Here is a 26,365-nt window from a genome sequence, read left to right as displayed (position 1 = left end):
GAAATCCGGGTTTCATCGCCTGCGATCGGACCTCTCCGGTCCTCTCGCCATTTCATCGAGAATCGATCTGCACGCCGGCGCTTCAGGCGAGCAGGAGCACCAGGACCATGCCCCATATGGTCAGGAGCGTGTTGCCGACAGCATAGGTCACCGTATAACCGAGGCCCGGAATCTGGCTCTTCGCCCGGTCGTTGATCATGCCGAGGGAAGCCGTTGTCGTCCTGGCGCCGGAGCAGCATCCAAGCAGGATTGCCGGGTGGAATTTGAAGATGTACTTGCCGACATACATGGCCAGAACCAGCGGCACGGTCGTGACCACGATGCCCCACAGGAACAGGCTGAAGCCGAGTTGCTGCAGGCCGGCGACGAAGCCTGGGCCGGACGAGATGCCGACGACCGCGATGAAGACGTTGAGGCCGACGGAGTTCATGAACCAGACGGTCGGCGATGGGATACGGCCGAAGGTCGGGCGCACGGACCGCAGCCAGCCGAAGAACAAGCCGGAGACCAGCGCGCCGCCGGAGGTAGACAGGGTCAGCGGAACGCTGCCGACCTTGAAGGTGAGCGCCCCGATCAGGGCGCCGATGAAGATCGCCGCGCCGATGAAGGCGACATCGGCGATGTCGGTCTGCGCATCCGGACGCCCCAGATCCTTGGTCGCGGCATCGGTATCCTGCGTGCGGCCGACGATTGTCAGGATATCGCCGCGATGCACCTTTGTGTTCGGTAGGATGGGGATTTCCGTTGCGGTCGCGCCGCGCACGATCTTGCGCAGGAAGACGCCACGCGCCGCCGGGCGGCTGGCGAGTTCGGCCAGCGTCTTGCCATCGACCTCCTTGCTGGTGACAAAGACATCGACGCCGTTTGCCGGAACAGCGAGGAGTTCGCGGTCGTCGACCTCGTCGGCGACGCTGCCGATCAGATCGACCAGGACTTCACGGCGTCCGGCAATGGCGACGACATCGCCGGCGGCAATCACCGTTTCGGCCGTCGCGTCGGTCACCACACCCCCCCGGCGGACGCGTCCGATAAAGACGCGTTCGGACGGCAACAGGCCTTCTGCCTGAAGAGCGGTCATGCCGACGATCCGGCCGCCGTCCTTCACGCGATAGGCGCGCAGTTCGAAATTGTGCCAAGCGGTTCCGGCGCCGCCGAGCGCCTTCTTGCCGCCGTGTTCTTCTTCGTAGCGCTTGCATTCGGCTTCCAGGTCGATGTTGAGCATGGCCGGGCCGAGAAGCGCGAGAACGATGGCCGAGCCCACAGTGCCGAAGATATAGGTGACGGCATAGGCGACCGGCATTGCGTCGAGCATCGCCTTGCTCTGTTCCGGCGGCAGGCCGAGGCGGTTGATGGCATCGGTGGCAAGACCCATCGAGGCCGAAATGGTCTGCGAACCGGCGTAGAGGCCGACGGCAGAGCCTATGTCGTAACCGGCGATGAGGGCTCCGAAATAGGCTGCGCCGAGGCAGAAGACGCAGACGACAACGGCGAACACCGCCTGCGGGATACCGTCCTTGGCGATGCCGCGCACGAATTGCGGCCCCACGCCGTAGCCGACGGCGAACAGGAACATCAGGAAAAAGAACGGTTTCAGCGGTGGGGAAATCGTTATGCCAAGCTGGCCGATCAGCACGGCTGCGATCAGCGTCGCCGTCACCGCGCCGAGCCCCAGCCCCTTGTAGGTGAAGGAACCGAAATAATAACCGAGGCCGAGGGACAGGAAGATCGCAATTTCCGGATAGGCGCGAAGCGTGTTGACAAACCAGTCGATCATGAGGGTGCCTCTTCTCTCATCGCAGGAGGGCAGGTCTGCTCCATGGCACAAATGAACTGCAAGGGAACAGTTGATTTCGTTATAGTTGCAAAAAAATGCGAAATATCAATGACAGGATACACACTTGCAATCGTCTTGCAAGGTGGTCGCAATAATCGTGATTAAGGATGAATCCCGCAATATCCGGTTACACACGGGGGCGGCGCCGTTGGAGTAATGAGCGGGCATCGCCTCCTGTTGCGATCCTGATAAAAACGTACTTTTATGCAACCGCGATACTGACTTGAAAGCCTGCAATGGAGTTGTCTTGCGGGTGGCAAGGGACGATGCCCGGCCGGCCAAGCGAAACGACGCCCTACAGGGGGCCGTTGATTCAACGTCGCGGCCAAAGTACCTTCAATCCGCAATCGCCTCGGGCGCTATGCCAATCGTCTGCGCCAAAATTTTACGGAAATGCGTGTATGCGAAAATTACCGGCGCTGTCGGCGATGAAGGTGTTCGAGGTCGTCGGCCAGACCCGGAGTTTCACCCGTGCCGCGGAGGTACTGAACCTCACGCAAAGCGCTGTCAGCCGGCAGGTGCGCAATCTCGAGAAGCAACTCGGCGAGGACCTGCTGATCCGCCGCCATCACGATCTCGAATTGACGCGCGCCGGAACCGAACTGATGGTGACGTTGCAGCAGGCCTTTCACACGATCGAGCAGACCGTGCGCTCCATTGTCGAGACCAGCAATCGCAATCGGTTGCGCATCAATGTGCCGCCGACCTTCGCCAAGCGCTGGCTGATGCCCCGGCTGTCGCGCCTGCGCCGGGCGCTTCCGGATATCGAAATCAGCCTCAGCACCGAACTCCGGGACAGTCTTGCCGAACGCGGCCTGCTGGATTGCGCCATCCGCTTCGGAGACGGCGAATGGCCGATGCTGCAATCGCGCATCCTGATGACCGAGCGCCATATCGCCGTCTGCGCGCCCGATCTGCTGAAGGCCGCGACCCGCGACGGCCGGATCGATTTTTCCGCCTTCACCTTCCTGCATGTGCTGGCCTCGGCCGACCAGCGCTATCTGACCTGGCAGCACTGGCTGGACGCGGCGGGGCTTGGCGATACCGATATCCGTGGCGGTTTGGAGTTTGACCTGCTCGACCTGGTGATCGAGGCCGCCTGCACCGGGCTTGGCGTTGCCGTGGTTGATCGTTTCATGGTCGGGCGGCAGCTGGAAAGCGGCGAGCTCGTGCCGGTGCTCGATGTCGGCGTCGAGGGGCATGAATCCTATTGGCTGGTGACCCGGTCGGGCCAGCCTGAGCTGGCGACTGTCCGGGATTTCCATGCTTGGCTGCTGAACGAACTGGCGCTCGATCAGGCCGCCGCCGCGACATAGTCATCGACGGGGCCGAACATTCGTTTTTGGAATGCTTGGCCCGAGAATAAGTCGCTTGCGAAACCGGGACGATCATCTCTCTACTGGCTGGATTAGCAGGTGGTTCGGGTGACCCTCATGGCGCAGCATCGCAACTTCATCGGCGGCCGCTTTGTCGAGCCTTCTGCGTCTGTCGGCATTGATGTGCGCAATCCGGCGGATGGCGCTGTTTTCACGAGCGTGCCTGCGGCAAGCGATGCGGACGTGATCGGCGCCGTCGAAGCGGCGCGGGATGCCCAGAAGGCTTGGCGTGTCCTGCCTTCCATCCAGCGTGGCGATGCGCTCCGGCGGCTTGCCGATGCCCTCGAGCGGCATGCGCCCGCGATCGGTGCGGCACTCGCGAGGGAATCCGGCAAGAGCGTTGCGGATGCGACGGCGGAGGCGATCTACGGCGTCGAACTAATGCGCTATCATGCCGAATGGGCGCGCCGGGTCGAGGGCGAAGTTATCGAAAGTGATACGCCGAACGAGACGCTGATGCTGAAGCGCGAGCCGATCGGCGTCGTCGCCTGCCTGATTCCGTTCAATTTTCCGATCTACACGCTGGTGCGCAAGATTGCGCCGGCTTTGATCACCGGCAATGCCGTGGTCGTGCGGCCGAGCAACACGACGCCGACATCGGCCTTCGCCTTCGCGCAAGCCGTGCTGGAGGCCGATCTGCCGGCCGGGCTGATCAATATCATGACCATGTCACATGAGACGGCGCGCACCATGTGCACGCAGCCATCCGTCGGAATGATCACGCTGACCGGCAGCGTCACGGCCGGACAGACGGTGCTTGACTATTGCAAGGCCAACATCGCCAAGCCCTCGCTGGAACTCGGCGGCAAGACGCCTGTCATCGTCGAGCCCGATGCCGATCTCGATCTGGTGGCACGCTTGATCCTATCAGCCAAGACCGCCCATTGCGGACAGGTCTGCACCTCGGCCGAGCGGCTTTATGTGCATGCGTCGGTCCATGACACGCTTGTCGAAAAATTGCGCACCGGCTTTGCCGCCCGCCGCTTTGGCGATCGCGCTGGTGATCCTGACTTAATGGGGCCACTTGCCAATGCCGCTGCGCGTGACCGGATCCACGCGATGGTCGAACGCGCGAAGGCCGAGGGCGCGACGGTCGAGGCGGGCGGCGCGGTGCCGGAGGGACCCGGCTACTTCTATCCACCGACGCTTCTGTCCAGCTGTCGACAGGACATGGAAATCGTGCGCGAGGAAGTGTTCGGCCCGGTTTTGGCGGTCATTCCCTACGACACGTTCGAACAGGCCCTGGCGTTCGCCAGCGATCATCAGTTCGGGCTGGCGTCGGTGCTGTTTTCGGAAAATTACCGGAAGGTCATGCAGGCTGCGAACGAGATCGAGGCTGGCGAACTCTACATCAACCGTTTTCCGGCCGACCCCTACCAGGGCTATCACGCCGGCTGGAAGAAATCCGGGCTCGGCGGCGATGACGGGAAGCACGGCATGCTGGAATTCACGCAGACCCGGCTTGTGATCTTGAAGCATTGATTTGGGCGTTTGTGATTGCCCCTCACCCTGGCCCTCTCCCCGCGAGCGGGGAGAGGGGATGACAGAGCCAGCCGCTGGTCCCTTCTCCCCGTCAAAACGGGGAGAAGGTGCCCGACAGGGCGGATGAGGGGCTTTGCGGGAACAAAGAACAACATGACTGCAATACCGGAGGAACCCGCCCATGAAGATCGCCTCACTGAAAACCCATGTGGTTGCCGTCCCCCCGCCGCATGTGGGCGGCATGTACTGGATTTTCGTCGAGCTGGAGACGGCCTGCGGTATCACCGGTGTGGGCGAAATCTACGCGACGTCGTTTCATCCCTCGGCCATGGTTCCGTTGATCGACGACGTTTTCCAGCGCTATCTGCTGGATCATGATCCCTATCAGATCGAGCGCTTCTGGCGGGCGGCCTATTCGAGCGGGTTCACCCAGCGTCCCGATACGACGATGATGGGCATTGTCTCCGGGCTCGAAATCGCCTGCTGGGACATTATCGGCAAGGCGGCGGGCCGGCCGGTCTCCGACCTGCTCGGTGGCACTGTCAACGAGAAGCTGCGCGCCTATACCTATCTCTACCCGAAGAATGCCGCTGGCGAATATGACTACAACGATCCGGACCTCGCGGCGGAAGAAGCCATTCGCGTGGTTGAAATGGGTTTTACCGCCGTCAAGTTCGACCCCGCCGGTCCGTATACCAATTATTCCGGGCACCAGTTGTCCTTGGGTGTCCTCGATCGCTGCGAACTGTTCTGCGCCAAGATCCGCGAGGCGATCGGTAGCCGCGCCGATATTCTGTTCGGAACACATGGGCAGATGGTGCCATCGTCCGCCATTCGACTGGCAAAACGGCTGGAAAAATACGATCCGCTCTGGTTCGAGGAGCCGGTGCCGCCGGGACAGGAAGCGGCCATGGCCGAGGTGGCGCGCGCCACCTCCATTCCGGTCTCGACCGGCGAACGGCTGACGACAAAGTATGAATTCCAGCGCGTGCTGCAACTGGGTGCTGCCGCCATCCTGCAGATGAACGTCGCCCGCGTCGGCGGCCTGCTCGAAGCCAAGAAGATCGCCGGCATGGCGGAAGCCTTCTACGCGCAGATCGCACCGCATCTCTATAACGGTCCCGTCGGTGCCGCCGCCAGCATCCAGTTGTCGGCCGCGACTCCGAATTTCCTCATCCACGAGGCGATCATGGATTTCGGCGGCTTCCACGGCGAAGTGCTGAAAACCAAGCTGCAGTTCGAGGACGGCTATCTCATTCCCTCGCGCGAACCGGGCCTCGGCATCGAATTGAACCTCGACGTCGTCGCGAAACATTCACCCTATACTGGCGAGCGCCTGCATCTGCAGATGGCCGCCACTCCCGCCGACGTCAAGGAGTTCATGCCCGCCAAGGGCTGAGCGTAACAGAGACCTTTCATGATCCACGACTTCGTGATCGTCGGCGCAGGTTCGGCTGGCTGCATCCTGGCAAGCCGGCTCAGCGAGAACGGCCGCTACAGCGTCCTGCTGCTCGAGGCGGGCGGACCGGACAATTCCTTTTGGTTCAAGATCCCGATCGGCTACGCCAAGAGCTACTACAATCCGAAGGTCAACTGGATGTATTCGACCGAGCCGGAAATCGGGCTCGACAGCCGACGCATCTATGTGCCGCGCGGCAAGGTCCAGGGCGGATCCGGATCGATCAACGCCATGGTCTTCGTGCGCGGTGCCTCCGACGATTTCGACGATTGGGCGGCTGCTGGAAATCCCGGCTGGGGAGCGACCGATGTCCTGCCCTATTTCCGCAAGCTGGAAACCCATGAGAAGGGCGCCTCGCATTGGCATGGCGACAAGGGTCCGATCCATGTGACGCCGATGCGCGGCATGACGCATCCGGTCACCGACGCCTATCTGAAGGGCTGTGAAGAACTGCAACTGCCCTCGACACCGGATTTCAACGGTGCTTCGATCGAAGGGGCAGGGGTCTACGACATCAACACGCGCCATGGCCGGCGCTCGCATTCCAGTGCCGAATATCTGCGCCCGGCGCTGAAGCGGGCCAATCTCGCGATCGAGCGGCACGCGGTGGCGGAAAAGCTGGTGTTTGCCGACGACGGGCGCGTGACCGGCGTCGAGGTGCTGCAGGAAGGGCAGCGCCGAACCTTCCTGGCGCGGCGCGAGGTGATCCTTGCGGCCGGCGCTGTCGATACGCCGAAACTGCTGCAACTGTCCGGTATCGGTCATGGTGAAGCACTGGCCCAGAAGGGCATCGAGACCCGCGTCCATCGACCGGCCGTCGGCGAAAACCTGCAGGACCATCTCGCCGCCAGCTTCTACTACCGCGCCAACCGGCCGACATTGAACGGCACATTCGGCAGTCTCTTCGGCCAAGCGCGGCTGGGGCTGCAATATATGCTCACCCGCAAGGGACCGTTCGCCATGAGCGTCAATCAGGCTGGCGGTTTCTTTCGCGGCCGGCCGGACGAAGCGCGGCCGAATATCCAGCTCTATTTCAATCCGCTGTCCTACCGCATCCCCGTCAACAAGAGCGCCTCCATGGTGCCGGAGCCCTATGCCGGATTCCTGATCGCCTTCAATTCCTGCCGCCCGACCAGCCGTGGTCGCATTTCGCTCTCCTCGCCCAATCCGTCCGATGCCGCGCTGATCCAGCCGAATTATCTGTCCACCCACCGGGATATCGACGAGGTCATCCAAGGCAGCCGTCTGGTTCGCCGAATCGCGTCGGCGCCATCGCTCGCCGCCATCATCGAGGCCGAGGTTTCGCCCTCGCCGAAAGCTGCCAGCGACGAGGCTCTGCTCGATTATTTCCGCTCCAATGCCAGCTCGATCTATCATCTCTGCGGCAGCTGCATGATGGGGCCGGATGCGCGGACGTCCGTGGTCGATATCCGGCTCAGGGTCCATGGTGTCGAGGGCCTGCGCATCGTCGATGCGTCGGTCTTTCCGAATGTCACGGCGGGGAATATCAATGCACCGACGATGATGGTCGCGGAAAAGGGGGCAGCGATGATCCTCGAGGATGCGAAATGAGAGCCTGATGACCTCGGCCGGACAGATACCGGTTTTGACCGGCCTGCCGGCCCAACGGAATGGGGGAATGGATATGCGCTACGGCTTTATCGGACTTGGCCATCTCGGCCAGCACCTGGCGGGCAGCCTGGTGCGCGCGGGATTTTCCGTCATCATCCATGACCGTGACAAATCCCGCGCGGAGCCGCTTGTCGAGCGCGGCGCCACGTGGGCGGAAAGCGTACAGGCGCTGGCACACGAGGTCGATGCCGTCATCACCTGCCTGCCGTCACCGGCGATTTCGCAAGCCGTGCTGACCGGTCCGGAAGGTGTTCTGTCCGGATTAAAGCCCGGCGGCACCTGGATCGAGATGAGTACGCTCGACCAGACCGATATCGAGCGCCTTGCCGCAATCGCTGCCGAAAAAGGTATCCGCATGCTGGAAGCGCCGGTGACCGGGGGCGTTCATCGGGCGGCGGCCGGTGATATCACCGTGATTGCCGGTGGCGACCGTGACCTGTTCGACATCCACCTGCCGGCCTTGCAGGCGATGGGCGGCCAGATCTTTCATGCCGGGCCGCTCGGCAAGGCGGCGGTCATCAAGGTCATCACCAATATGCTGGCCTTCATCCACCTGCTCGCCACCGGCGAGGCGCTGATGCTGGCGAAGATGGGCGGCATCGATCTGACCGATGCGTTCAACATCATCAAGGCCAGTTCGGGCAATAGTTTCGTCCACGAGACCGAAGGTCAGGTCATCCTGAACGGCAGCTACAATATCAACTTTACCATGGATCTTGCCTGCAAGGATCTCGGTTTTGCGCTCGGCTTCGGCAAGACTTTCGGCGTGCCGCTCGATCTTGCCTCCCATACCCTACAAACCTTTATCCGCGCCCGTTCCACCTATGGCGGCGATGCCTGGTCGTCCAAGGTGGTAAAGCTGCTGGAAGACGCCGTCGGCACCGACCTGCGCGCACCGGGATTTCCTTCGGAGCTGTGACCTTTCGGCCGGTTTGCATTTGTTGGTGACAGGGCGCATTTGCAACAATATACAGTCAATGTCGACGTTAAAAATATTGGCAAACCGCATGAAAGACTGGCGACCGGATATCAGCTTGAGCAGCAGCCCGCGCTACATGGCGATTGCCGATCTGATCGAGATGGATTTGCGCAGCGGTGTGCTTGACGTTGGCGACCGCTTGCCGCCGCAGCGGGAACTCGCCAAGCGTCTCGATATCGATTTCACCACCGTCGCCCGCGGTTATGCCGAGGCGCAGAAGCGTGGTTTGGTGGATTCGCATGTGGGGCGCGGCACGTTCGTGACGGGCGGACCAAACAAGGCGAGCGGCGGTTCGGTCTCCAATCTTGCCCCCGATCTTTACCGGGAAGCGGCTATGGATCTTTCCATGAACCTGCCGCCGGAACCTTCCGATCCGGACCTCATCTCCCGCATGCGCGAAGGCATGGCGACGGTGGCGGCGAACCTCGTTCCGCTGCTGCGCTATCAGGGTTTTGGCGGTTCGCCAATGGACAAGGAGGCCGCGGCTGGCTGGCTCGCCCGACGGGGTCTTGTGCCGTCGCAGGAACGAATCTTCGTGACGCCGGGCGCGCATCCGGCGCTGCTGGCGATTTGCGGCCTGCTGGCCAGGTCGGGTGAACGCATCCTCTCAGAAAACATCACCTATCCCGGTATTCGCGCGATCGCCGCGCAACTCGGTCTTGCCTTGTCCGGCTTGCCGATGGACGAAGACGGTATTCTGCCGGATGCTTTCGCGGAGGCCTGCGAACGGTTGCAGCCGAAGGCGCTTTATCTCAATCCGACCCTGCAGAACCCGCTGACGCTGACAATTCCCGAGCAGCGTCGGCGTGACATCTGCATGGTCGCCCGGAAATATCGCGTGCCGATCATCGAAGACGATGCCTACGGGTTCATTCCGCAACAGGCGCCGACGCCCTTCGCCGCCCTCGCGCCGGATCTGACGTGGCATATCGGTGGCTTGGCTAAATGTCTCGGCGCCGGCCTGCGACTGGCCTATGTCGTCGCCCCGGATAGCAAGGCGATCTGGCCGTTCGCCGGCGCGATGCGGGCCGTAAATGTCATGGCCTCGCCGCTCACCATGGCGCTTGCGACGCGCTGGATCGAAGACGGAACGGCCGATGCGATCCTGCGATTCCTGCGCGAGGAGGCATCGGCACGGCAGGACATGGTGGCCGCCGTCCTGCCTGCCGGAAGCTATCGCAGCGATCCGATCAGCTTCAACATATGGCTGCCGCTGGTCAATGGCTGGACGCGCTCCATCTTTGCCAGCCATATGCGCTTGGCCGGCATCGGCGTCGTTGCCAGCGATGCCTTCACCGTCGAGGGTATCGCACCGGAAGCGGTGCGTGTCTGCCTCGGCGGCCCGATCGACCGCGAGAAACTTCAAGGCGCGTTGGAGTTCATGGGGCATGCCCTCGAAGGCCCGCCCGAGCGCTCGGCATCCTTCTTCTAGGTCAAACTGCCTGCTGCATCGTCATGTCTCATTTCCTGAGCGACGCTATGCGTCACTATGCCGTATAGGTTCAATCCAAATAATGATGATATATTGAATGCAGTCAATAACAATTGATTGTAGATCACAGGAGCATTCGTCATGCACACGGAATGGCCGCCGATCCCGCCGACCAGGACAGGCCTAAAAGGTCGCTGCCCGCGCTGCGGCCAGGGCCACATCTTCAGTGGTTTCCTCAAGCTGCGGCCCGAATGCGAGGTGTGCGGCCTCGATTATGGCTTCGCCGATCCGGCCGATGGTCCGGCCTTCTTCGTCATCTGCTTCGGCTGTGTTCCAAGCGCACTGCTCGGCGTCTGGCTTGAGGTTCAGTATAACGCGCCTTTGTGGGTGCACCTTCTCGTCACCGGTCCGTTCATGCTGGCGACCTGCATTCCACCTCTGCGACCGTTGAAGGGTTGGCTTGTCGCAAGCCAATATTTCTACAAGGCCGAGGAGGGAAAGCTGGCGCGCCGCCCGCCTGCGTCAAGCGAGAGTCCCTAGCATCTTTCATGCAGTGGTGACATTCATATCGGCCAGGCGATTAGCAGCAGGGGCACGCTGACGATCAGCACGAGGATCGATAGCGGCAGGCCCAGCCGCGCATAGTCTCCAAAGCGGTAGCCGCCCGGACCCATGACGAGCGTATTGCACTGATGCCCGATCGGCGTCAGAAAATCGCAGCCGGCGCCAATCGCGACAGCCATCAGGAACGCGTCGGGTGCGAACCCCAGTTTTTCCGCGAAAGTCGCTGCGATCGGGGCCATGACCAGGACAGTCGCTGCATTGTTGAGGAACGGCGTGACCGCCATCGCCGCCGCCAGGATCAGCGCGAGAGCGCCATAGGGCGGCAGGATCGCCGCGGTCCTCGAAAGCAGATCGGCGATGACGTCGGTGGTGCCCGTGGTCCTGAGTGAATCGCTGATGGGGATCAACGCCGCCAGCATGATCAGGATAGGGGCGTCGAGATGACTGTAAAGGCTGCGCAGCGGCACGGATCCGGAGACGATCATCAGGAAGGCAGCCGCGAAGAATGCGGTTGCAATCGGCACGCCACCGAACGCGGTGGCTCCCATCGTTGCCATCAGGATCAACACCGGGATGAGGCCGTTGCGGACGCTCCCCAGCTTCAGATCGCGTTCGACCAGGGGCAGGCAGTCCCATTCGCGCAACATGTCCGGCAGGCGCTGCAAATCGCCTTGCAGGACCAGAACGTCGCCGTTGCGGATCTTGATCTCGCCCAGGCGTTCGACAAACCGCTTGTCGCGGCGGCTGACGGCGAGAAGGTTCAGGCCGGTATTTTCGAACAGTGACAGGTCCTTGGCGCTCAGCCCGATCAGGCGGGAATGTTCGCCGACGATCGCCTCGACCGAACTGACGTCCTTGACCGCATCCTTTGCATGCTTGCGGTCGGACAGTTGCAGCTTTCCCTCGCTGACGATCTTGTCGAGCGCACCCTGTTCCCCCTCGATGATCAGGACATCGCCATCCTTGAGGATCGTGTCCGGCAGGGGCGTGCGCCTTGTCCCGTTGTCGCTGATGATGGCCGTGACCATGGCGTCGCCCTGAGCCGGCTTCTGCAGCCACGCGATCGATTGGCCGACGGCGGTGGACTGTGCGGTGAGGCTTGCCTCGGTGGTGTAGTTCTTGATCTTGACCGCCTCGTGCATCGAGGCTTCGTCTTTCCGCCGCTCCGGCAAGAGCCTGTAGCAGGCGCCGAGAAACAGGATGCCGATCGCCGTCAGGGCCGCGCCGACCGGCGTGTAGTCGAACATCGTGAAGGGCGTGCCGGTGATTTCCTCGCGCACCCGCGAGACGATGATGTTCGGCGATGTGCCGATCTGCGTCATCAATCCACCCAGCAGCGAGGCAAACGACATCGGCATGAGGAACATGGACGGAGAAACACTGGATTTGCGCGCCATCTGCACGGCGACGGGAATCATGATCGCCAATGCGCCAATATTCTTGATGAACGCCGAGAGAACCGCAACGATGACGACAAGAATGATCAACTGCATCCTTGGCCCGCGTTTCTCCGGTGAGACACGGCGCAGTGCGATATCCATGACGCCGGATCGGGAGATCGCCGCGCTGACTACAAGGGCGCTTCCCACGATGATGACGATGTCATCCGAGAAACCCGAGAATGCCTCCTTGGCCGGAACGATGCCGACGATGACCGCCGCGAGCAGCGAACCTGCGGCAACGATATCGTACCGGTAGCGGCCCCATACGAAAGCCGCCATCATCAGGGCGATGATGATGAGGGAGAGCCATTGATCTGATCGCATGTTTTTATCCTGGTGGGTGCCGGTAAACGCACGAGACCCGATATTGATATACGCGTGGCGCAAAAAAAATCGAGATTGGCTGGCCGATCTGTTGGGCACCGGGCCGCTGACAGAATTTCACTGTGCTTGACCTACGTTCCGTGGGGCATCTTGTCTACGAGTTTGCCGTGAACATAGGCCTTGGCGGCATCAATCGCGGCAGCAAGTTCGTCGCCATGGGCAAGGCGCGCGGCGATGGCGCTTGCCAGCATGCAGCCGGTGCCGCGCATTGTGATTGCGAGACGGCGCGTTGCAAAAGGGTGGTCTTGATGGCCGGGGCGGAGCAGGACATCGATCGATTGCTCGCCCGTGCCATGACCGCCCTTGACAAGTACTGCCCGCGCGCCGGACCGAATCAGATTCCCGGCCTGCGTGGTCGCATCGTCCGACGGACCAGAGGCCAGCCAGGACAGTTCCGGGAGGTTCGGCGTGACCACCGTACACTGGCGGAACAAGGCGAGTAGCCCGGGTCTGGCATCGGGGGGCAGCAGAGCGACGCCTGACGTCGAAACCAGAACGGGATCGATCACCACCGGAATATCCGGATGACCGGCAACGACTTCGGCGACGGCCGATACCGTATCGGATGTCGCCAGCATGCCGATCTTGATCGCCGCGACGGTATTGGCGGCAAGCGACGCCCGCATCTGTGCCGCGACGATATCCGGCGCGACCGTGTCGACATGGCCAACGCTGGCATGGGTCTGGACAGTAACAGCGGTAATCGCCGCGGAAGCCTTTACTCCAAAAGCCGCGAGTGTCTCGATGTCGCGAACGATCCCGGCGCCACCGGAAGAATCCGAGCCGGCGACGACCAGGACATGCGGTATCAGCGCCATGGCGCCGTCTTCTCGATCCATTGCCGGGTACGGGCCTCCGGATCGGCATTCAGCGTGATGTCGGTGACGACGGCCGCCGAGTTTGCATCATGCGCGAAAACGCAATCGATCCGGTCGATATTGAGGCCGCCAATCGCAACGAGTGGCAATTCGCCGATCCGGGCCCTCCAGTCCCGCAGCCGGTCCAGCCCCTGCGGCGTCCATTTCATCTTTTTCAGGATGGTCGGCCAGACCGGCCCGAGCGCCACATAATCGGGGGAGGCGGAGAGTGCTGTCTCAAGCTCCGCCTCGTCATGGGTCGAAAGCCCGAGCTTCAACCCTGCGGCGCGGATCGCCTTGAAATCGGCAACAGCCAGATCTTCCTGGCCGAGATGGACGAAGTCGCACCTCTCGTCGATCGCCAGCCGCCAGTGATCGTTGATAACAAGCTGGCAATCATGGGCGGCGCAGGTCGCCTTGGCGCGGCGAATCTCGGCGCGCAGTTCCGCATCGCCGCCATCCTTCTTGCGCAGTTGCACCAGCTTGACGCCGAGCGGCACCAGCCGTTCGATCCAGCCGGCGCTGTCAACGATCAGGTAGAAGGGGTCGAGCTTCATGAAAAAACCGCCTTGCCGATCACCGGCGTCGAGGGAACGGCCATGTCGCGCGGCTCCAGCATGCCCGCCGCATGGGCCATGTGGCCTGCATTGATGGCGCCGGCAAAGGCTTGCGCCATCGCGGCGGGGTCATCTGCGCCGGCTACTGCCGTATTCAAGAGCACGGCATCAAAGCCGAGCTCCATCACTGTCGCGGCATGCGACGGTCGGCCGATCCCGGCATCGACGATCAGCGGAATATCCGGAAAATGGCCGCGCATGCTGCGAAGCGCCATGGAGTTGATCGGCCCCATGGCCGAACCGATCGGCGCGCACCAGGGCATCAACACCTTGCACCCAGCATCCAGCAGCCGCTCGGCCACGACGAGGTCATCGGTCGTATAGGGAAAGACCTCGAAGCCGTCCTCTGTGAGGATTTTGGCCGCCTCGACCAATGCAAAGACATCCGGCTGCAGCGTGTCGTGATTGCCGATGACCTCGAGCTTGATCCAGTTGGTGGCAAAGACCTCGCGCGCCATCTTCGCCGTCAGCACGGCTTCGCGCGCGGTGTGGCAGCCGGCGGTGTTGGGCAGGACCCGGACGCTAAGCGAGCGGATCAGCTCGAAGAACGCCCCACCGCTCTTGCCGCCCCCCGTCTCGCGGCGAAGGGACACGGTGACGATTTCCGTTTGCGAACGCCGGATGGCTTCGCCAAGGATGGATGGCGATGGATAACGCGAGGTGCCGAGCAGCAGGCGCGAGGCGATCGATGTTCCATAGAGCGTCAGCATGGTCAGCCTCCCTGCATCGGCGAGAGGATTTCGATGCGGTCGCGGTCGGACAGGCTGAAGCCTGCGCGCTCCTCGCGATGCACCAGTTCGCCGTTGACGGCCGTCGCCAGCCAGTCGCCTTCGTATTCGAGGGAGATCAGCAGGTCCGACAGCACGGAAATGTCCGTCTGGTGATCCTCGCCGTTGATCGTCAGGTTCATTGGCTTGCTCCAATGCAGGGTGAGTTTGAATGTCCATGGATGGGCGGCGGGTATGTCCGCCCGCCGGATTTTCCGGAGAGGGCCGAAAAAATGTGACCCGCCGCGTGTGCGGCAATCGCGGGGGCGAGCAGGAAGCCGTGGCGATAGAAGCCGTTGACGCGCAAAGTTCCGCCAACGTCGGAGAAGGCCGGAAGATTATCCGGATAAGCCGGCCGCACGCCGGCGCCGGTCTCGATCACCCGCGCCTCGCCGAAAGCCGGATGCAGCGCATAGGCGGCGTTCAGCAGTTCCATCAGCGAGCGGGCGCTGGCGGGGCCTGCATCCTCGCTTTCGATCATCGTCGCGCCGATCATGAAGCGGTTGTTCGTGCGAGGCACGATGTAGAGCGGAATGCGCGGATGCAGCAGCCGGACGGGGCGCGAGAGCTGCACCTCCGGCGTTTCCAGAATCAGCATTTCGCCGCGCACGCCCCGCAGGCTCGGATCGTCGCCGATAGCCCGCGCCCCGGTACAGTCGATGACACGGCCGAAACCCTTTTCGGGGAAAGCGGGTGCGTCGAAGTGAAAGCGCACACCCATGCCGACAAGCTTTTCATGCAGGGCATTGATGGCGCGGCGAGGATCGAGATGCGCCTCGTCTGCGAAATACAGTGCCTTGCCGAACCGGCCGGCAAGTGAGGGCTCGAGGGTGTCGATTTCCCCGGCACCCAGCCAGCCGAAACCAGAGGTTCGGCCGGCAAAGCAGACGAGGTGGGCCGCGTCGCGCGGTGGTGCGACGACCAGCGTTCCCTTGCGCTTGACATGGCCAGGCAGGGCTGCATCCCACCAGTCGACCGCCGAGCGCCCGAGTTGCAAGACCTCCTCCGGTGCATTTTCGCGCTCGCACCAAGGCGCCAGCATACCGCCGGCAAACCAGGATGCACCGCCGCCGGGCCGCGCTGCTTTTTCCGCGACCTTGACTTCGACGCCTTTCGAGGCAAGCTCATGAGCGAGCGTGAGGCCGGCAACGCCGGCCCCCCGGATCAACACGCGCATGGTCACTCTCCTGCCGGTGCGATGGTTCCGTCGGGGCCGAGCGGCATGTAGAGATCGCCGCCCGCCTGGAATTTCGCGGCCATCGCCTCAAGTCCCTCCTTCTGCGCCTCGGCCCGGATATCGTGGGAGATCCGCATCGAGCAGAATTTCGGGCCGCACATGGAGCAGAAATGCGCCACCTTATGGGCTTCCTTCGGCAGGGTTTCGTCGTGGAAGGAACGCGCCGTTTCCGGATCGAGCGACAGGTTGAACTGGTCTTCCCAGCGGAACTCGAAACGGGCGCGCGACAATGCGTCATCGCGCAGCTGCGCCGCTGGATGTCCCTTGGCGAGATCGGCGGCATGGGCGGCGATCTTGTAGGTGATGACGCCGACCTTGACGTCGTTGCGGTCGGGCAGGCCGAGATGCTCCTTCGGCGTGACATAGCAGAGCATGGCCGTGCCGAACCAGCCGATCATCGCGGCGCCGATGCCCGAGGTGATGTGATCGTAACCCGGCGCGATATCGGTCGTCAGCGGCCCGAGCGTGTAGAAGGGTGCTTCGCCGCAGACCTCGAGTTGCTTGTCCATGTTCTCCTTGATCTTGTGCATCGGCACATGGCCGGGGCCTTCGATCATGACCTGGCAGTCCTTGGCCCAGGCGATCTGGGTCAGTTCGCCCAGCGTTTCCAGTTCGGCGAATTGTGCCGCATCATTGGCATCGGCGATCGAGCCCGGACGCAGGCCGTCGCCGAGCGAGAAGGTGACGTCATAGGCGCGGGCGATATCGCAGATTTCGTCGAAATGCTCGTAGAGAAAGCTCTCCTTGTGATGATGCAGACACCACTTTGCCATGATCGAGCCGCCGCGCGAGACGATGCCGGTGACGCGGTTGACGGTGAGCGGGATATAGGCGAGCCGGACGCCGGCATGAATGGTGAAATAATCGACGCCTTGTTCCGCCTGCTCGATCAGCGTGTCGCGATAGACCTCCCAGGTCAGGTCCTCGGCGATGCCATTGACCTTTTCCAGCGCCTGGTAGAGCGGTACGGTGCCGATCGGGACGGGTGAATTGCGGATGATCCATTCGCGGATATTGTGGATGTTGCGGCCGGTGGAGAGGTCCATGACGGTGTCGGCGCCCCAGCGCGTCGCCCAGACCATCTTCTCGACCTCTTCGGCCATCGACGAGGTGACGGCGGAATTGCCGATATTGGCGTTGATCTTCACCAGGAAATTCCGACCGATAATCATCGGTTCGGATTCAGGATGGTTGATATTGGCGGGGATGACCGCTCGGCCGCGCGCGACCTCCTGGCGAACGAATTCGGCGGTGACATGATCCGGTATGCGGGCGCCAAAACTCTCGCCGTCGCGCACCAGCGCTTCCCTCGCCGCCTTGCGACCGAGGTTTTCGCGGATGGCGATATATTCCATTTCCGGCGTGATGATGCCGGCGCGGGCATAGGCAAGCTGGGTCACCGCCTTGCCATCACGCGCCTTCAGCGGCCGGTTGCGGATAGGAAATTCCGGCGTCAGCTTGTCGCCGCTGGCAAAGCCGTTGTCCTCCGGCTTGACGTGCCGTCCGCCATAGGCCTCGACATCGTTGTAGGCCGCCAGCCACTGCGCGCGGTGGCGTGGCAGGCCGGTGTCGATCGAGACGATATGGGCGGGATCGGTGTAGGGGCCGGAGGGATCGTAGACGGTGACGGGCGGCTCGCCCGATGTCGGATGCACGGCAATCTCGCGCATCGGCACGCGGACCTCGGGGTGCAGTTCACCCGGAATATGGATTTTGCGGGAGGCGGGCAGCGGCCCGGTGGTAACGGTCGGAGTGAGAGGTTTTGCGGCAATCGTCATGGTTGAGGCTCCAAAGGTTGGAGACCCAGTCAACAGAGCCGGAATGATGAAAAGACGCTGACGCGGCTCCGCAAACGGAATCCGAGTCGTGGCAGCGCTTGCACCGTCCCTACGCCAGTATGAACTGGATCAGGTTCAACGGGTCACTGCGCTGCTTGAGGATGGCAGGGCCACCTTTCACGCCAGCAGAATCTCAGCCCCTTGTCGGGACCCCCCTGGTGAATGCGCCAAGTTAGGCACAGTTTCTGCCGGAGCGTCAAGGCGGTTTCGCGAGCAGAAAGTCGGCCCGAGATGCTTACCCGGCTCAGTGCATGCGGGATCGCATCATCTGGTAGTAGGGCTGAAGCTGCGGAATTTCGCTCTCGAGCGCGGCAAATTCTGGGCTTCCGGCCGTGAGATCACCGGCATATTTGGCCTGGACGACGGCAGCATGGCGGGTGAGCGCATCCGCCGGCACCGGCTGCAACACCGTGAAGATCGGCGACAGCGTGGTGCGGCCCTTGACGGTGATGCTGTCGAGTTCGGCGACGGTGAAATCCTCGGCACTCAGCCGCGCGGTCTGTTCGCCGATCAGCAGCGGCACGCCGTAATTCTTCGATTCGCCCTCGAGACGCGAGGCGAGATTGACCGAATCGCCCAGCACCGAATAGTCGAACCGGCGGGACGAGCCCATATTGCCGACGACGCAATCGCCGGTGTTGATGCCGATACCGATGCGCAGGGTTTGCGGCTTGGTCGAGCGCGCCTTCGCCTCCTCGCGCAGTTCGGCATTGAGAACGTCCATCGCCTCCAGCATTTTCAGCGCCGCGCCGACGGCATGGCTTGCATGCTTCTTGTCGTCGAGCGGCGCGTTCCAGAAGGCCATCAGGCAGTCGCCGATATATTTGTCGATCGTGCCGCCGCTTTCGAGCACGATTTCCGACAGCGGCGTCAGAAGCCGGTTGATCAGCGTCGTCAGCTGCTCCGGGTCGTCCTTCAGCGCTTCGGAAATGGTGGTAAAGCCACGCACGTCGCAGAACAGGATCGTCAGCGTCCGCCGCTCGCCGCCGAGCTTCAGTTGCGACGGGTCATGGGCCAGACGCTCGACCAGAGCCGGCGAAAGATAACGCGAGAAGGCGCGGGTAATGTCGCGCCGGCTGCGGCGTTCGGCGGAATAATCGAGCGCCACTTGGCCCGAGACGACGAACAGGAAGGAAAGGGCCGGGCCAACAGGCGAGATGAAGACCTGCCCGAAGCGCAGCAGTGCATAGCTCGCCAGCGCGAAGATCACGAGCGCGGGCAAGCCCAGCGCCGCCGTCTGCCAGCCCGTCGCGCGAAAGACCAGCGCCGCGGCGAGCAGGGCGCCGAGCACGATCGCGGCGATGACGGCCGGCCGGCCGGCCCGGTCGATGAACAGACCATGGGCGATATTGTCGTAAATCGTCGCCTGGATTTCGGCGCCGGCCACCAGATGGCCGGTATGGACGGTAAAGGCGGTCGCAAAGGCGTCGGCCCCGCCGGCAGCAAGTGTCGGCGCATTTTGCAGGCTGAGCCCGACGATCACCACCCGGTCGCGGAAGAAGCCGGGCGGCAGAAACTGGGCAGGATCAAGCGCCTGGTAATAGGAAACCGTTGGATAGGTGCGCGCCGGGCCGATCATCTGGAGAAGCGCCGGCCCGGTCGGGCTCGGCTCGGTTCGTCCAGCCGTCCGCGCCAGTTGCGCGGCAAAACCATCGTCATAGATCGGCAACTGCCGCAAGGTGCCGTCGCCGCTCAGCTGCACCGAGGCGATGCCGGTGCGGGCACCCCGTGCGATGAAGTCCGGCAAGGGTTCTGTGCGAACCAACTGATCGGCCTGCGGCGTCCTGATCAGCGTTTCGTCGCCGGCCAGAACCACGTCGGGTCCCAGCGCCGCCGCCAAGGCCATGTCGTTTTCAGGGTCCGCCGCCGGCTCGGCGAAGATCACATCGAACCCGATTGCCCTGGCGCCCGCCGCCCGCAGCGCTTCCGTCAGCCGCGCATGCAGAGCCCGCGGCCATGGCCACTGACTGCCGATCTCCGCCATCGACGGCTCATCGATGGCGACCACGATAGGACTGTCGGCCGGAACTGTGGGCGGAGACAGCGTCGAGAGATAATCGAAGCTGCGTAGCTCGATCAGCGACCAGGGGGAGGTGAGCGACAAGAGGGTCAGAGCCACTGTCACGAACAGGCTCAGCAAGCCGAGGCGGACCTGACGAAAACGCGCCTTCTGATGCGGCGATCGACTGGCCGGCGATTTCGGCTTTTTTCCCGGCTGCATCAGAAACGTACCGAGAGCGTGCCCTTGACGGTCGGTCCCCAGCCCTTGACGCCCGGCGCCAGCTCGAAATCCTCGTCAAGCAGGTTATAGGCGGAAAGCTCCAGTTCGACCTGCTTGTCGAGAGGCTCCCACGTCAGGCCAGCATCAAGCGTCCAGTAGTCGTCCAATATGGTGCCGCCATCGTCTCCGACGCGTTCGCCGACATAATTGGCGGCCACCGTCAGCTTGATATTGGCCGGATTGACCCAGGTCACGGCGATCTGGCCGGTCTGGTCGGGCACGAAGATCAGTGAGCCGCCATAACCACCGGTCAGCGGGTCGAGATTCTTGGAATCGAGATGGGCATAGGTGGCCGAGAGACCGAAACCATGACCGAGAGCGAGGTTCGCGGTGATCGCCGCGCGGTCGATGCGCGCCCTGTCGAAGTCGAGCGTCGGAATTTCCAGCGGCTGGACCAGTGAAACCTTGTGTGCCTCCTGCCGCTGGTAATCGAAGGCCGTGAAGAAGCGATCGGACCATTGCGCATCCCAGCGGAAAGCGAAAGTGTCGGTGTAGCCGTCGTCATCGAGATTGATCTGGTTGCTTTGCAATCCGACGATACCGACGGGCGCAAGCGTCGGTGCCTGGAAGTTTTCACCTTCGCGCAGATAGCCGAAACGCAGCCAATGGTTTTCGATCGGGCTCCAGGCCAGGCCGAGGCGAGGCTCGAAGCGCGTCAGGCTCTCGTCGTCGCCGTCAAGGAAGCGACCGAATGCTGCCGCCTCCAGGGTCAGGGACGGGGTTATTTCATAGCGGGCGTCGAGATAGGCGCGGGCGAGGCGATTTCTGGTATCGACGACTTCTTCCGGCGGGAGGCTGAAGAAATCCGGATCGCTGTTGCCGTCAAACAGATAGTAGAGTGTGCCCTGCTGAGAGGTTGATTCGTTCTTTACGAAACTTCCTTCGACGCCATAACGCCAAGTCAGGTCATCATTGCCGATGATGTGGCTCAAGGCGGCTGTATAGCTTTGCACCCGAACTTCACTGACGCTGGCTCTATTATAGAGGAGATTTGTTCCTTCAATATTGATCAGCCCGGTTTCATCCGTTTGGCTTTTTACTTTCTGATCATTGTAAAAGATCCCGGCATTCAGAACATTCTTGTAGCCGAACGTGTGGCTCCAGGCCAAACCACTCGATAGTTCCGAGGAGTCCAGATCGAGAACAGAGCCGTCAAAGATCGTCAGGGGCTCGTCGTTGCGAAAACTGTCCGACGATGCGTAGGTCGTAAACGCAACGATACGATCATCCGGCGTCGGCGACATCGTTATATAACCGGTACCCGCCTCGATATCCGCATCCTGGAGGACATTGCCGTTCTCTGGCCTTTCGATCTCGTTGCGGGGCTGGCTCCAGTTGATGTCGCCCTGAATGCTGATCGGGAAGGGACTATAGGTAAAGCCCCTGACCTCGGCGCCGCCTGTATAAGTGGTCTCCCGCCCGCCCGTCACGAAGCCACCTGTCAGTTCCGTTTCGAAGAATGGCTCGTCGAGGAGGTTGTTCGCGCGCTCCCGGCTTGCCAGCATGTGTGGTCCGAGAAGCAGGCCCTGGATATAGGCGGAATAGCTGTCCTGGTTACCCAGCGGAGACCATGGCGCCAACGCCGTGGAATAGCTGTTGAGGAACGGGCTGATACTGCCGCGCACGGCCTGGTCGAAATAGCTCGTCGCAGTGAACGGGTCGAAGACCGCATCCCCGTAATATTGCCCCCAGGCATCCAGGCCTTGTAGCCGGAAGGCGTCATTCAGCGTGGAACCGGCCGTCTGGTTGGCGCCGAGGGAGGCATAATCGCCGCCGCGCGCCCGCGTCAGGCGCATGATCTCCTGGGCATATTTGATCGCCGTATCGGCATCGTATTCATCGATGGCAATCGCCGTGCGCACGACGGCGACCACGGGATCGTAGGGATCAAGCCGCTGGGCGTTATCGAGCGCCTGCGCCGTCGGATCGGATTCCTTCTTCGCATAATGCGCCGCCGCCAGCAGAAGCTGCGTATTCGAGACGCCGGGATTGGATGCCGAAGCCGCCAGCAGGTCCTGCATGGCCTTGTCGGTGTCGCCCATCTGCATGTGGTATCGGCCGCGGGCCAGAAGAACCATGTCGAAGCTCGGATCGACTTTCATTGCCAGATCGATTTCCCGCTTGGCTTCCTCCATGCGCATCTCGTCGAGGTAGAGGATGGCAAGATTGGCGTGGGGAAGCGGGTCGAGCGGATCGAGTTCGATGGCTCTCTTGAATGCTTCCTCGGCCTTGCGGTTGTCGTCGCGGTCGGAATGGGCAAGGCCGAGCGTATTCCAGATATTGCTTTCACCCGGCGCGACGGTGACGGCACGCAGCAGGTCATCCACGGCGCCCTTGCGATCGAAGGCTATGCCCATCTTGTAGGTGGCGCGCGCATCCAGCGCCTCCGGATTGTCGGGGTCGAGGCTGAGTGCCTGGTCGATCGCATCCTTGGCTTCGGCTTCGTCCGCAAGCAAAATGGCAAGCTGCGCCCGCGCGGCCGGTAACATGGCATCGTCCGGATGCGAACGCTCGGCCTTCTTGACGATATCGAGTGCGGCGCGCACGTCTTCACGGAAGCCGGCCACCCATGCCGCACCGATCGCGGACGACACGCTGTCCACCGCTTGCGGCGGCGTTTCGACATGGTTTGGATCGGCAAGGGAACGAGCGATATAGCCGCCATACCGCGCGACACCGGCACGGCTGGGATCGAGCCCCTTTTGTGCCTCGGCGAACAGCTTCGCCGCCTCGGCGTAGCGGTTTTCCGTGCCGGTGAGCATGGCCTCGACAAGGGTGGCCCGCGCCTTCTGGCGGCCGTCAAGGCCCAACGCCCGTGCGGCCACCAGGGCTGCGCGCGTTTTCTGCCGTCCCTCGAGCGTCACCGAGCTTTCGGCAAGCCCGAGCCAATCTTCCGCCGTGCGGTCCTGTGCCGGCTTGGCTTCCACCTCATCCCGAAGGCGGCGTTGCGCTTGGGCCGTGAGACTGGTCGGCGGCATCCATCGGAAGGAATCACGAAGCGACAAGTTGAACAGCATTTGTTCGCGTTCCTTGGGCTTGGCAATAATGACCTTCGACGGCGCCTTGCCGATCGCCGCGACCGCCCCTTCGCCCTGCGCCACCTGAACGCTGCCGAACTCGTTCTTGAGTTCGACCAGACCTTCCAGCACGATCAGCGATGTCTTTCCGTCGGCGACGGTCATGGTCCAGTCGGTACCGCGAATGGCGGCGGCGGCGGCGGGGGTGTCGATGGTCACGCCTTGGCCGCCGCGTTCGGCGCGCGCCCAGATCGTGCCGGACTGGAGTTCGAGCCCGGTATCGCCGCTGCCATCCATCTGCTTGACCAGAAGCGAGGTGTTGCGGCCGAGACGAACCTGGGTGCGGTCGGAAAAGAGAACGGCAAGCTGGCCGGTGGCGTTGGTGCGCAAGACGTCGCCGCTTAGAAGGTCCTGCTGCAGATCGACATAGCGCCAGCCGGAAATATCGACGAAGCGGACTTCCTCACCCGATTTGCGGGCAATCACGGAGCCGGCGGCAGGCGATGGGCGCGGCAAAGGGTCAGCCCGAGCCGGAACAGCCAGGCAGAACGCAGCCAATGTATACACAACCCCCGCGGATGCGTATTTCATGCAAGAACCCCAACGAATGCACGCCTGATCACTGAATTTCACCACATGAAAAGTCAAGCGGAACAACCCCCTCCGCGTTGCTTTGCGGTCAGGGTGTAATAATACGGAAACACAGAAATTCAAGCGTAGCTGTTCCTGCTGATACAGGAGTCGAGCCGAGGGCACACTTGCGCTTATATATAAGAAATTCATCATAATCGATCGGGACTGTTTCGATCGCGTCGGCTAGACGAACGATATGTTCTCGTACCAGCGAGAGTCAGATCGCGTCCGATGCCCCAAAATCCCTATAGGATTTTTATATCTCTCCCTTGGCCCCCGTCTCGACCCTTAATGCGGTTCGGCGACAGAATGCGTGTGGAATTCAGGCCTCGCATTCCGCTCTTGCGGCGTTCGGCGGCCTCGTTCGCGTCGCCTCCCGCCATGGCGGGAACCAACAGTAATCATACAAGGGAGCCTGATCGATGCTGGACATTGTCTTGGTCGGGGTCGGCGTTTTGTTCTTCGCGCTTTCGTTTGTCTACACGAGAGCCTGCGATCGTCTCTAGCAAAGGATCGGAACGATGCTGATCGACTACATGCTCGGAGGCGGGGTCACCGTGTTCCTCCTCGTCTATCTGACCTATGCCCTCGTTCGCCCCGAGCGCTTCTAGCTGCAGCGGGGTTGGAAAGTTATAACCATGACACTCAACGGATGGATCCAGATCCTCATCTTCTGCGGGATCGTCATTCTGCTGGTCAAGCCGCTCGGCTGCTACATGACCCGCGTCTTTTCGGGCGAGCGCACGCCGCTATCGCCCCTGCTTCGTCCGGTTGAGCGCGGCCTCTACGCGCTCTCCGGCACCAGTGAAAAGGAGGAGCAGCACTGGACGAACTATGTGTTCGCGCTGCTCCTGTTCAATCTTGCCGGCTTCCTCGTCCTTTATCTTTTGCAGCGGTTCCAAGGGGATCTGCCCTATAATCCGGCCGGCATGACCGCCGTCGGGCCAGAGCTTTCGTTCAACACCGCCGTGAGCTTCGTGACCAATACCAATTGGCAGAATTACGGCGGCGAAAGCACGATGTCCTATCTCGTGCAGATGGCCGGCCTGACGGTGCAGAACTTCGCCTCCGCCGCCACCGGCATGGCCATCGGCATCGCCCTGATCCGCGGCTTTGCCCGTGCCTCGGGCAAATCGATCGGCAATTTCTGGGTCGATATGACCCGCGCCACGCTCTACATCCTGCTGCCGATCTGCATCATCCTCACCCTCGTCTTCGTCGCCCTCGGCGTGCCCCAGACCTTGGGCAACTATGTCACGGCAACGACGATCGAAGGAGCCCAGCAGGTGATCGCGCTCGGCCCGGTCGCTTCGCAGCTGGCCATCAAGATGCTCGGCACCAATGGTGGCGGTTTCTTCAACGCCAACTCCGCCCATCCGTTCGAAAATCCGAATGCCATCTCCAATCTCATCCAGATGGTGGCGATCTTTGCCATCGGCGCAGGCCTCACCAATGTCTTCGGCCGCATGGTCGGCAACCAGCGCCAGGGCTGGGCGATCTTCGCGACCATGGGCGTGCTGTTCCTGGCCGGTGTCGTCTTCACCTATTGGGCGGAAGCGGCCGGTAATCCGCTGGTCCATGCCATGGGCATTGATGGCGGCAACATGGAAGGCAAGGAGGTCCGCTTCGGCATCGTCCTGTCGTCGCTGTTCGCCGTCATTACCACGGCTGCCTCCTGCGGCGCGGTCAATGCCATGCATGGCTCGTTCACGGCGCTTGGCGGGCTGATCCCGATGATCAACATGGAGCTTGGCGAAGTCATCGTCGGTGGCGTCGGTGCCGGATTCTACGGCATCCTGATGTTCGTCATCCTGACGGTGTTCGTCGCCGGCCTGATGGTCGGGCGCACGCCGGAATATCTCGGCAAGAAGATCGAGGCCAAGGAAGTGAAGATGGCCGTTCTCGCGATCCTCATCCTGCCGGCGGCGATGCTCGGCTTCACCGCCGTTGCTGTCATCCTGCCCACCGGTGTCGCATCCGTCGGCAATGCCGGACCGCATGGCTTCTCGGAAATCCTCTATGCCTATACGTCGGCTGCCGCCAACAATGGCTCGGCTTTCGGCGGGCTCACCGGCAACACGCCCTGGTACAATATCACGCTCGGTATCGCCATGCTGATGGGCCGTTTCCTGGTGATCATCCCGGCGCTCGCCATTGCCGGTTCGCTGGTAATGAAGAAGACTGTACCCGCCTCGGCCGGAACCTTCCCAACTCATGGTCCGCTGTTCGTCGGGCTGCTCTGCGGGGTCATCCTCATCGTCGGCGGCCTCACCTTCTTCCCGGCGCTGGCGCTCGGTCCGATCGTCGAGCACCTGGCGATGATATCAGGTCAAACATTCTAGGTGGCGTCATGAGCAGCCTGTTTCGACAGAAATTCGGAAAGCTCCTCAATCCGCGTGACGATGATCCGCCGCGCGGGGCAGCACCCCAGGTCAGACCTCAAGCCACCAGCATCGTCATCGCGCTGATGATCGTGCTGCTGGTGGTCGGCGGTCTCGCCCATGTTTTCACCGCATTGTTCAACGGCTGAGGCG

At 62.2% G+C, this 26,365-nt stretch carries 20 protein-coding genes and 1 riboswitch; of the genes, 10 read left to right on the top strand and 10 right to left on the bottom strand.

The window, feature by feature from the left end:
• Positions 1-82 precede the first annotated feature (82 nt).
• On the bottom strand, positions 83-1,774 hold the full coding sequence (gene aspT, locus ACST81_RS01395) for an aspartate-alanine antiporter (protein WP_438751021.1): 1,692 nt from the start codon (positions 1,772-1,774) through the stop codon (positions 83-85).
• Positions 1,775-2,235: 461 nt separating this feature from the next.
• On the opposite strand from aspT, the gene ACST81_RS01390 reads away from it, so the two are divergent.
• From ACST81_RS01390 to ACST81_RS01360, 7 genes are all read left to right on the top strand, one after another.
• Positions 2,236-3,150 carry a LysR substrate-binding domain-containing protein gene (locus ACST81_RS01390; RefSeq protein WP_438751020.1) on the top strand — a complete coding sequence of 305 codons (915 nt, stop codon included), beginning with the start codon at positions 2,236-2,238 and terminating at the stop codon, positions 3,148-3,150.
• Positions 3,151-3,267: 117 nt separating this feature from the next.
• On the top strand, positions 3,268-4,692 hold the full coding sequence (gene aldA, locus ACST81_RS01385; RefSeq protein ID WP_438751019.1) for an aldehyde dehydrogenase: 1,425 nt from the start codon (positions 3,268-3,270) through the stop codon (positions 4,690-4,692).
• Between the two features lie 181 nt (positions 4,693-4,873).
• Positions 4,874-6,091, top strand: coding sequence for a mandelate racemase/muconate lactonizing enzyme family protein (locus ACST81_RS01380; protein WP_438751018.1), 1,218 nt, complete (start codon positions 4,874-4,876; stop codon positions 6,089-6,091).
• Between the two features lie 18 nt (positions 6,092-6,109).
• Positions 6,110-7,723 carry a GMC family oxidoreductase gene (locus ACST81_RS01375; protein WP_438751017.1) on the top strand — a complete coding sequence of 538 codons (1,614 nt, stop codon included), beginning with the start codon at positions 6,110-6,112 and terminating at the stop codon, positions 7,721-7,723.
• Positions 7,724-7,790: 67 nt separating this feature from the next.
• Entirely contained in the window at positions 7,791-8,702 is a 912-nt protein-coding gene (locus ACST81_RS01370; RefSeq protein ID WP_438751016.1) for an NAD(P)-dependent oxidoreductase, read from the top strand.
• A gap of 88 nt (positions 8,703-8,790) precedes the next feature.
• The gene (locus ACST81_RS01365; protein ID WP_438751015.1) at positions 8,791-10,194 is read left to right on the top strand and encodes a PLP-dependent aminotransferase family protein; all 1,404 of its coding nucleotides are present in this window, start codon (positions 8,791-8,793) and stop codon (positions 10,192-10,194) included.
• A gap of 141 nt (positions 10,195-10,335) precedes the next feature.
• Positions 10,336-10,734 carry a DUF983 domain-containing protein gene (locus ACST81_RS01360; RefSeq protein ID WP_438751014.1) on the top strand — a complete coding sequence of 133 codons (399 nt, stop codon included), beginning with the start codon at positions 10,336-10,338 and terminating at the stop codon, positions 10,732-10,734.
• A gap of 23 nt (positions 10,735-10,757) precedes the next feature.
• On the opposite strand, the gene ACST81_RS01355 is transcribed toward ACST81_RS01360, so the two are convergent.
• From ACST81_RS01355 to ACST81_RS01315, 9 genes are all read right to left on the bottom strand, one after another.
• Positions 10,758-12,524: an SLC13 family permease gene (locus ACST81_RS01355; protein WP_438751013.1), complete on the bottom strand. Its 1,767-nt coding sequence runs from the start codon at positions 12,522-12,524 to the stop codon at positions 10,758-10,760.
• A 131-nt stretch (positions 12,525-12,655) separates the two neighbouring features.
• Positions 12,656-13,402: a hydroxymethylpyrimidine/phosphomethylpyrimidine kinase gene (locus tag ACST81_RS01350; RefSeq protein WP_438751012.1), complete on the bottom strand. Its 747-nt coding sequence runs from the start codon at positions 13,400-13,402 to the stop codon at positions 12,656-12,658.
• The gene (locus ACST81_RS01345; RefSeq protein WP_438751011.1) at positions 13,393-13,998 is read right to left on the bottom strand and encodes a thiamine phosphate synthase; all 606 of its coding nucleotides are present in this window, start codon (positions 13,996-13,998) and stop codon (positions 13,393-13,395) included. The genes ACST81_RS01350 and ACST81_RS01345 overlap by 10 nt, the downstream gene beginning before the upstream one ends.
• Positions 13,995-14,768: a thiazole synthase gene (locus ACST81_RS01340; protein ID WP_438751010.1), complete on the bottom strand. Its 774-nt coding sequence runs from the start codon at positions 14,766-14,768 to the stop codon at positions 13,995-13,997. Before ACST81_RS01340 ends, ACST81_RS01345 begins: the two co-directional genes overlap by 4 nt.
• 2 nt (positions 14,769-14,770) lie before the next feature.
• Positions 14,771-14,968, bottom strand: a complete 198-nt coding sequence (gene thiS, locus ACST81_RS01335) for a sulfur carrier protein ThiS (protein ID WP_438751009.1) — start codon at positions 14,966-14,968, stop codon at positions 14,771-14,773.
• A complete protein-coding gene (gene thiO, locus ACST81_RS01330; RefSeq protein ID WP_438751008.1) occupies positions 14,965-16,002 on the bottom strand; it encodes a glycine oxidase ThiO in 1,038 nt (345 codons plus the stop codon). The genes thiS and thiO overlap by 4 nt, the downstream gene beginning before the upstream one ends.
• A gap of 2 nt (positions 16,003-16,004) precedes the next feature.
• Positions 16,005-17,840 carry a phosphomethylpyrimidine synthase ThiC gene (gene thiC, locus ACST81_RS01325; protein WP_438751007.1) on the bottom strand — a complete coding sequence of 612 codons (1,836 nt, stop codon included), beginning with the start codon at positions 17,838-17,840 and terminating at the stop codon, positions 16,005-16,007.
• 88 nt (positions 17,841-17,928) lie between these two features.
• Positions 17,929-18,067: riboswitch (TPP riboswitch) on the bottom strand.
• Between the two features lie 77 nt (positions 18,068-18,144).
• Positions 18,145-20,121, bottom strand: coding sequence for a CHASE2 domain-containing protein (locus ACST81_RS01320; RefSeq protein ID WP_438751006.1), 1,977 nt, complete (start codon positions 20,119-20,121; stop codon positions 18,145-18,147).
• Positions 20,121-23,789, bottom strand: coding sequence for a FecR domain-containing protein (locus ACST81_RS01315; protein WP_438751005.1), 3,669 nt, complete (start codon positions 23,787-23,789; stop codon positions 20,121-20,123). The genes ACST81_RS01320 and ACST81_RS01315 overlap by 1 nt, the downstream gene beginning before the upstream one ends.
• Positions 23,790-24,352: 563 nt before the next feature.
• Here ACST81_RS01315 and ACST81_RS01310 point away from each other — a divergent pair.
• Genes ACST81_RS01310 through ACST81_RS01300 form a run of 3 tightly spaced genes read left to right on the top strand, consistent with a single transcriptional unit; the run spans position 24,353 to position 26,361 of the window.
• A complete protein-coding gene (locus ACST81_RS01310) occupies positions 24,353-24,442 on the top strand; it encodes a K(+)-transporting ATPase subunit F (protein WP_438751004.1) in 90 nt (29 codons plus the stop codon).
• Positions 24,443-24,469: 27 nt separating this feature from the next.
• The gene (kdpA, locus tag ACST81_RS01305; protein ID WP_438751003.1) at positions 24,470-26,173 is read left to right on the top strand and encodes a potassium-transporting ATPase subunit KdpA; all 1,704 of its coding nucleotides are present in this window, start codon (positions 24,470-24,472) and stop codon (positions 26,171-26,173) included.
• Positions 26,174-26,181: 8 nt separating this feature from the next.
• On the top strand, positions 26,182-26,361 hold the full coding sequence (locus ACST81_RS01300) for a hypothetical protein (protein ID WP_438751002.1): 180 nt from the start codon (positions 26,182-26,184) through the stop codon (positions 26,359-26,361).
• The last annotated feature ends 4 nt before the right edge of the window (positions 26,362-26,365 follow it).

Source organism: Pararhizobium sp. O133, from assembly GCF_051669845.1.
Classification (GTDB): domain Bacteria; phylum Pseudomonadota; class Alphaproteobacteria; order Rhizobiales; family Rhizobiaceae; genus Pararhizobium.
This window is presented reverse-complemented; position numbering and strand designations above follow the sequence as displayed.

Excerpts from the sequence above, each read along its gene's own strand:
- aspT (WP_438751021.1), bottom strand. The coding sequence starts at position 1,774 with ATGATCGACTGGTTTGTCAACACGCTTCGCGCCTATCCGGAAATTGCG.
- ACST81_RS01390 (WP_438751020.1), top strand. The coding sequence starts at position 2,236 with ATGCGAAAATTACCGGCGCTGTCGGCGATGAAGGTGTTCGAGGTCGTC.
- aldA (WP_438751019.1), top strand. The coding sequence starts at position 3,268 with ATGGCGCAGCATCGCAACTTCATCGGCGGCCGCTTTGTCGAGCCTTCT.
- ACST81_RS01380 (WP_438751018.1), top strand. The coding sequence starts at position 4,874 with ATGAAGATCGCCTCACTGAAAACCCATGTGGTTGCCGTCCCCCCGCCG.
- ACST81_RS01375 (WP_438751017.1), top strand. The coding sequence starts at position 6,110 with ATGATCCACGACTTCGTGATCGTCGGCGCAGGTTCGGCTGGCTGCATC.
- ACST81_RS01370 (WP_438751016.1), top strand. The coding sequence starts at position 7,791 with ATGGATATGCGCTACGGCTTTATCGGACTTGGCCATCTCGGCCAGCAC.
- ACST81_RS01365 (WP_438751015.1), top strand. The coding sequence starts at position 8,791 with ATGAAAGACTGGCGACCGGATATCAGCTTGAGCAGCAGCCCGCGCTAC.
- ACST81_RS01360 (WP_438751014.1), top strand. The coding sequence starts at position 10,336 with ATGCACACGGAATGGCCGCCGATCCCGCCGACCAGGACAGGCCTAAAA.
- ACST81_RS01355 (WP_438751013.1), bottom strand. The coding sequence starts at position 12,524 with ATGCGATCAGATCAATGGCTCTCCCTCATCATCATCGCCCTGATGATG.
- ACST81_RS01350 (WP_438751012.1), bottom strand. The coding sequence starts at position 13,402 with ATGGCGCTGATACCGCATGTCCTGGTCGTCGCCGGCTCGGATTCTTCC.
- ACST81_RS01345 (WP_438751011.1), bottom strand. The coding sequence starts at position 13,998 with ATGAAGCTCGACCCCTTCTACCTGATCGTTGACAGCGCCGGCTGGATC.
- ACST81_RS01340 (WP_438751010.1), bottom strand. The coding sequence starts at position 14,768 with ATGCTGACGCTCTATGGAACATCGATCGCCTCGCGCCTGCTGCTCGGC.
- thiS (WP_438751009.1), bottom strand. The coding sequence starts at position 14,968 with ATGAACCTGACGATCAACGGCGAGGATCACCAGACGGACATTTCCGTG.
- thiO (WP_438751008.1), bottom strand. The coding sequence starts at position 16,002 with ATGCGCGTGTTGATCCGGGGGGCCGGCGTTGCCGGCCTCACGCTCGCT.
- thiC (WP_438751007.1), bottom strand. The coding sequence starts at position 17,840 with ATGACGATTGCCGCAAAACCTCTCACTCCGACCGTTACCACCGGGCCG.
- ACST81_RS01320 (WP_438751006.1), bottom strand. The coding sequence starts at position 20,121 with ATGCAGCCGGGAAAAAAGCCGAAATCGCCGGCCAGTCGATCGCCGCAT.
- ACST81_RS01315 (WP_438751005.1), bottom strand. The coding sequence starts at position 23,789 with ATGAAATACGCATCCGCGGGGGTTGTGTATACATTGGCTGCGTTCTGC.
- ACST81_RS01310 (WP_438751004.1), top strand. The coding sequence starts at position 24,353 with ATGCTGATCGACTACATGCTCGGAGGCGGGGTCACCGTGTTCCTCCTC.
- kdpA (WP_438751003.1), top strand. The coding sequence starts at position 24,470 with ATGACACTCAACGGATGGATCCAGATCCTCATCTTCTGCGGGATCGTC.
- ACST81_RS01300 (WP_438751002.1), top strand. The coding sequence starts at position 26,182 with ATGAGCAGCCTGTTTCGACAGAAATTCGGAAAGCTCCTCAATCCGCGT.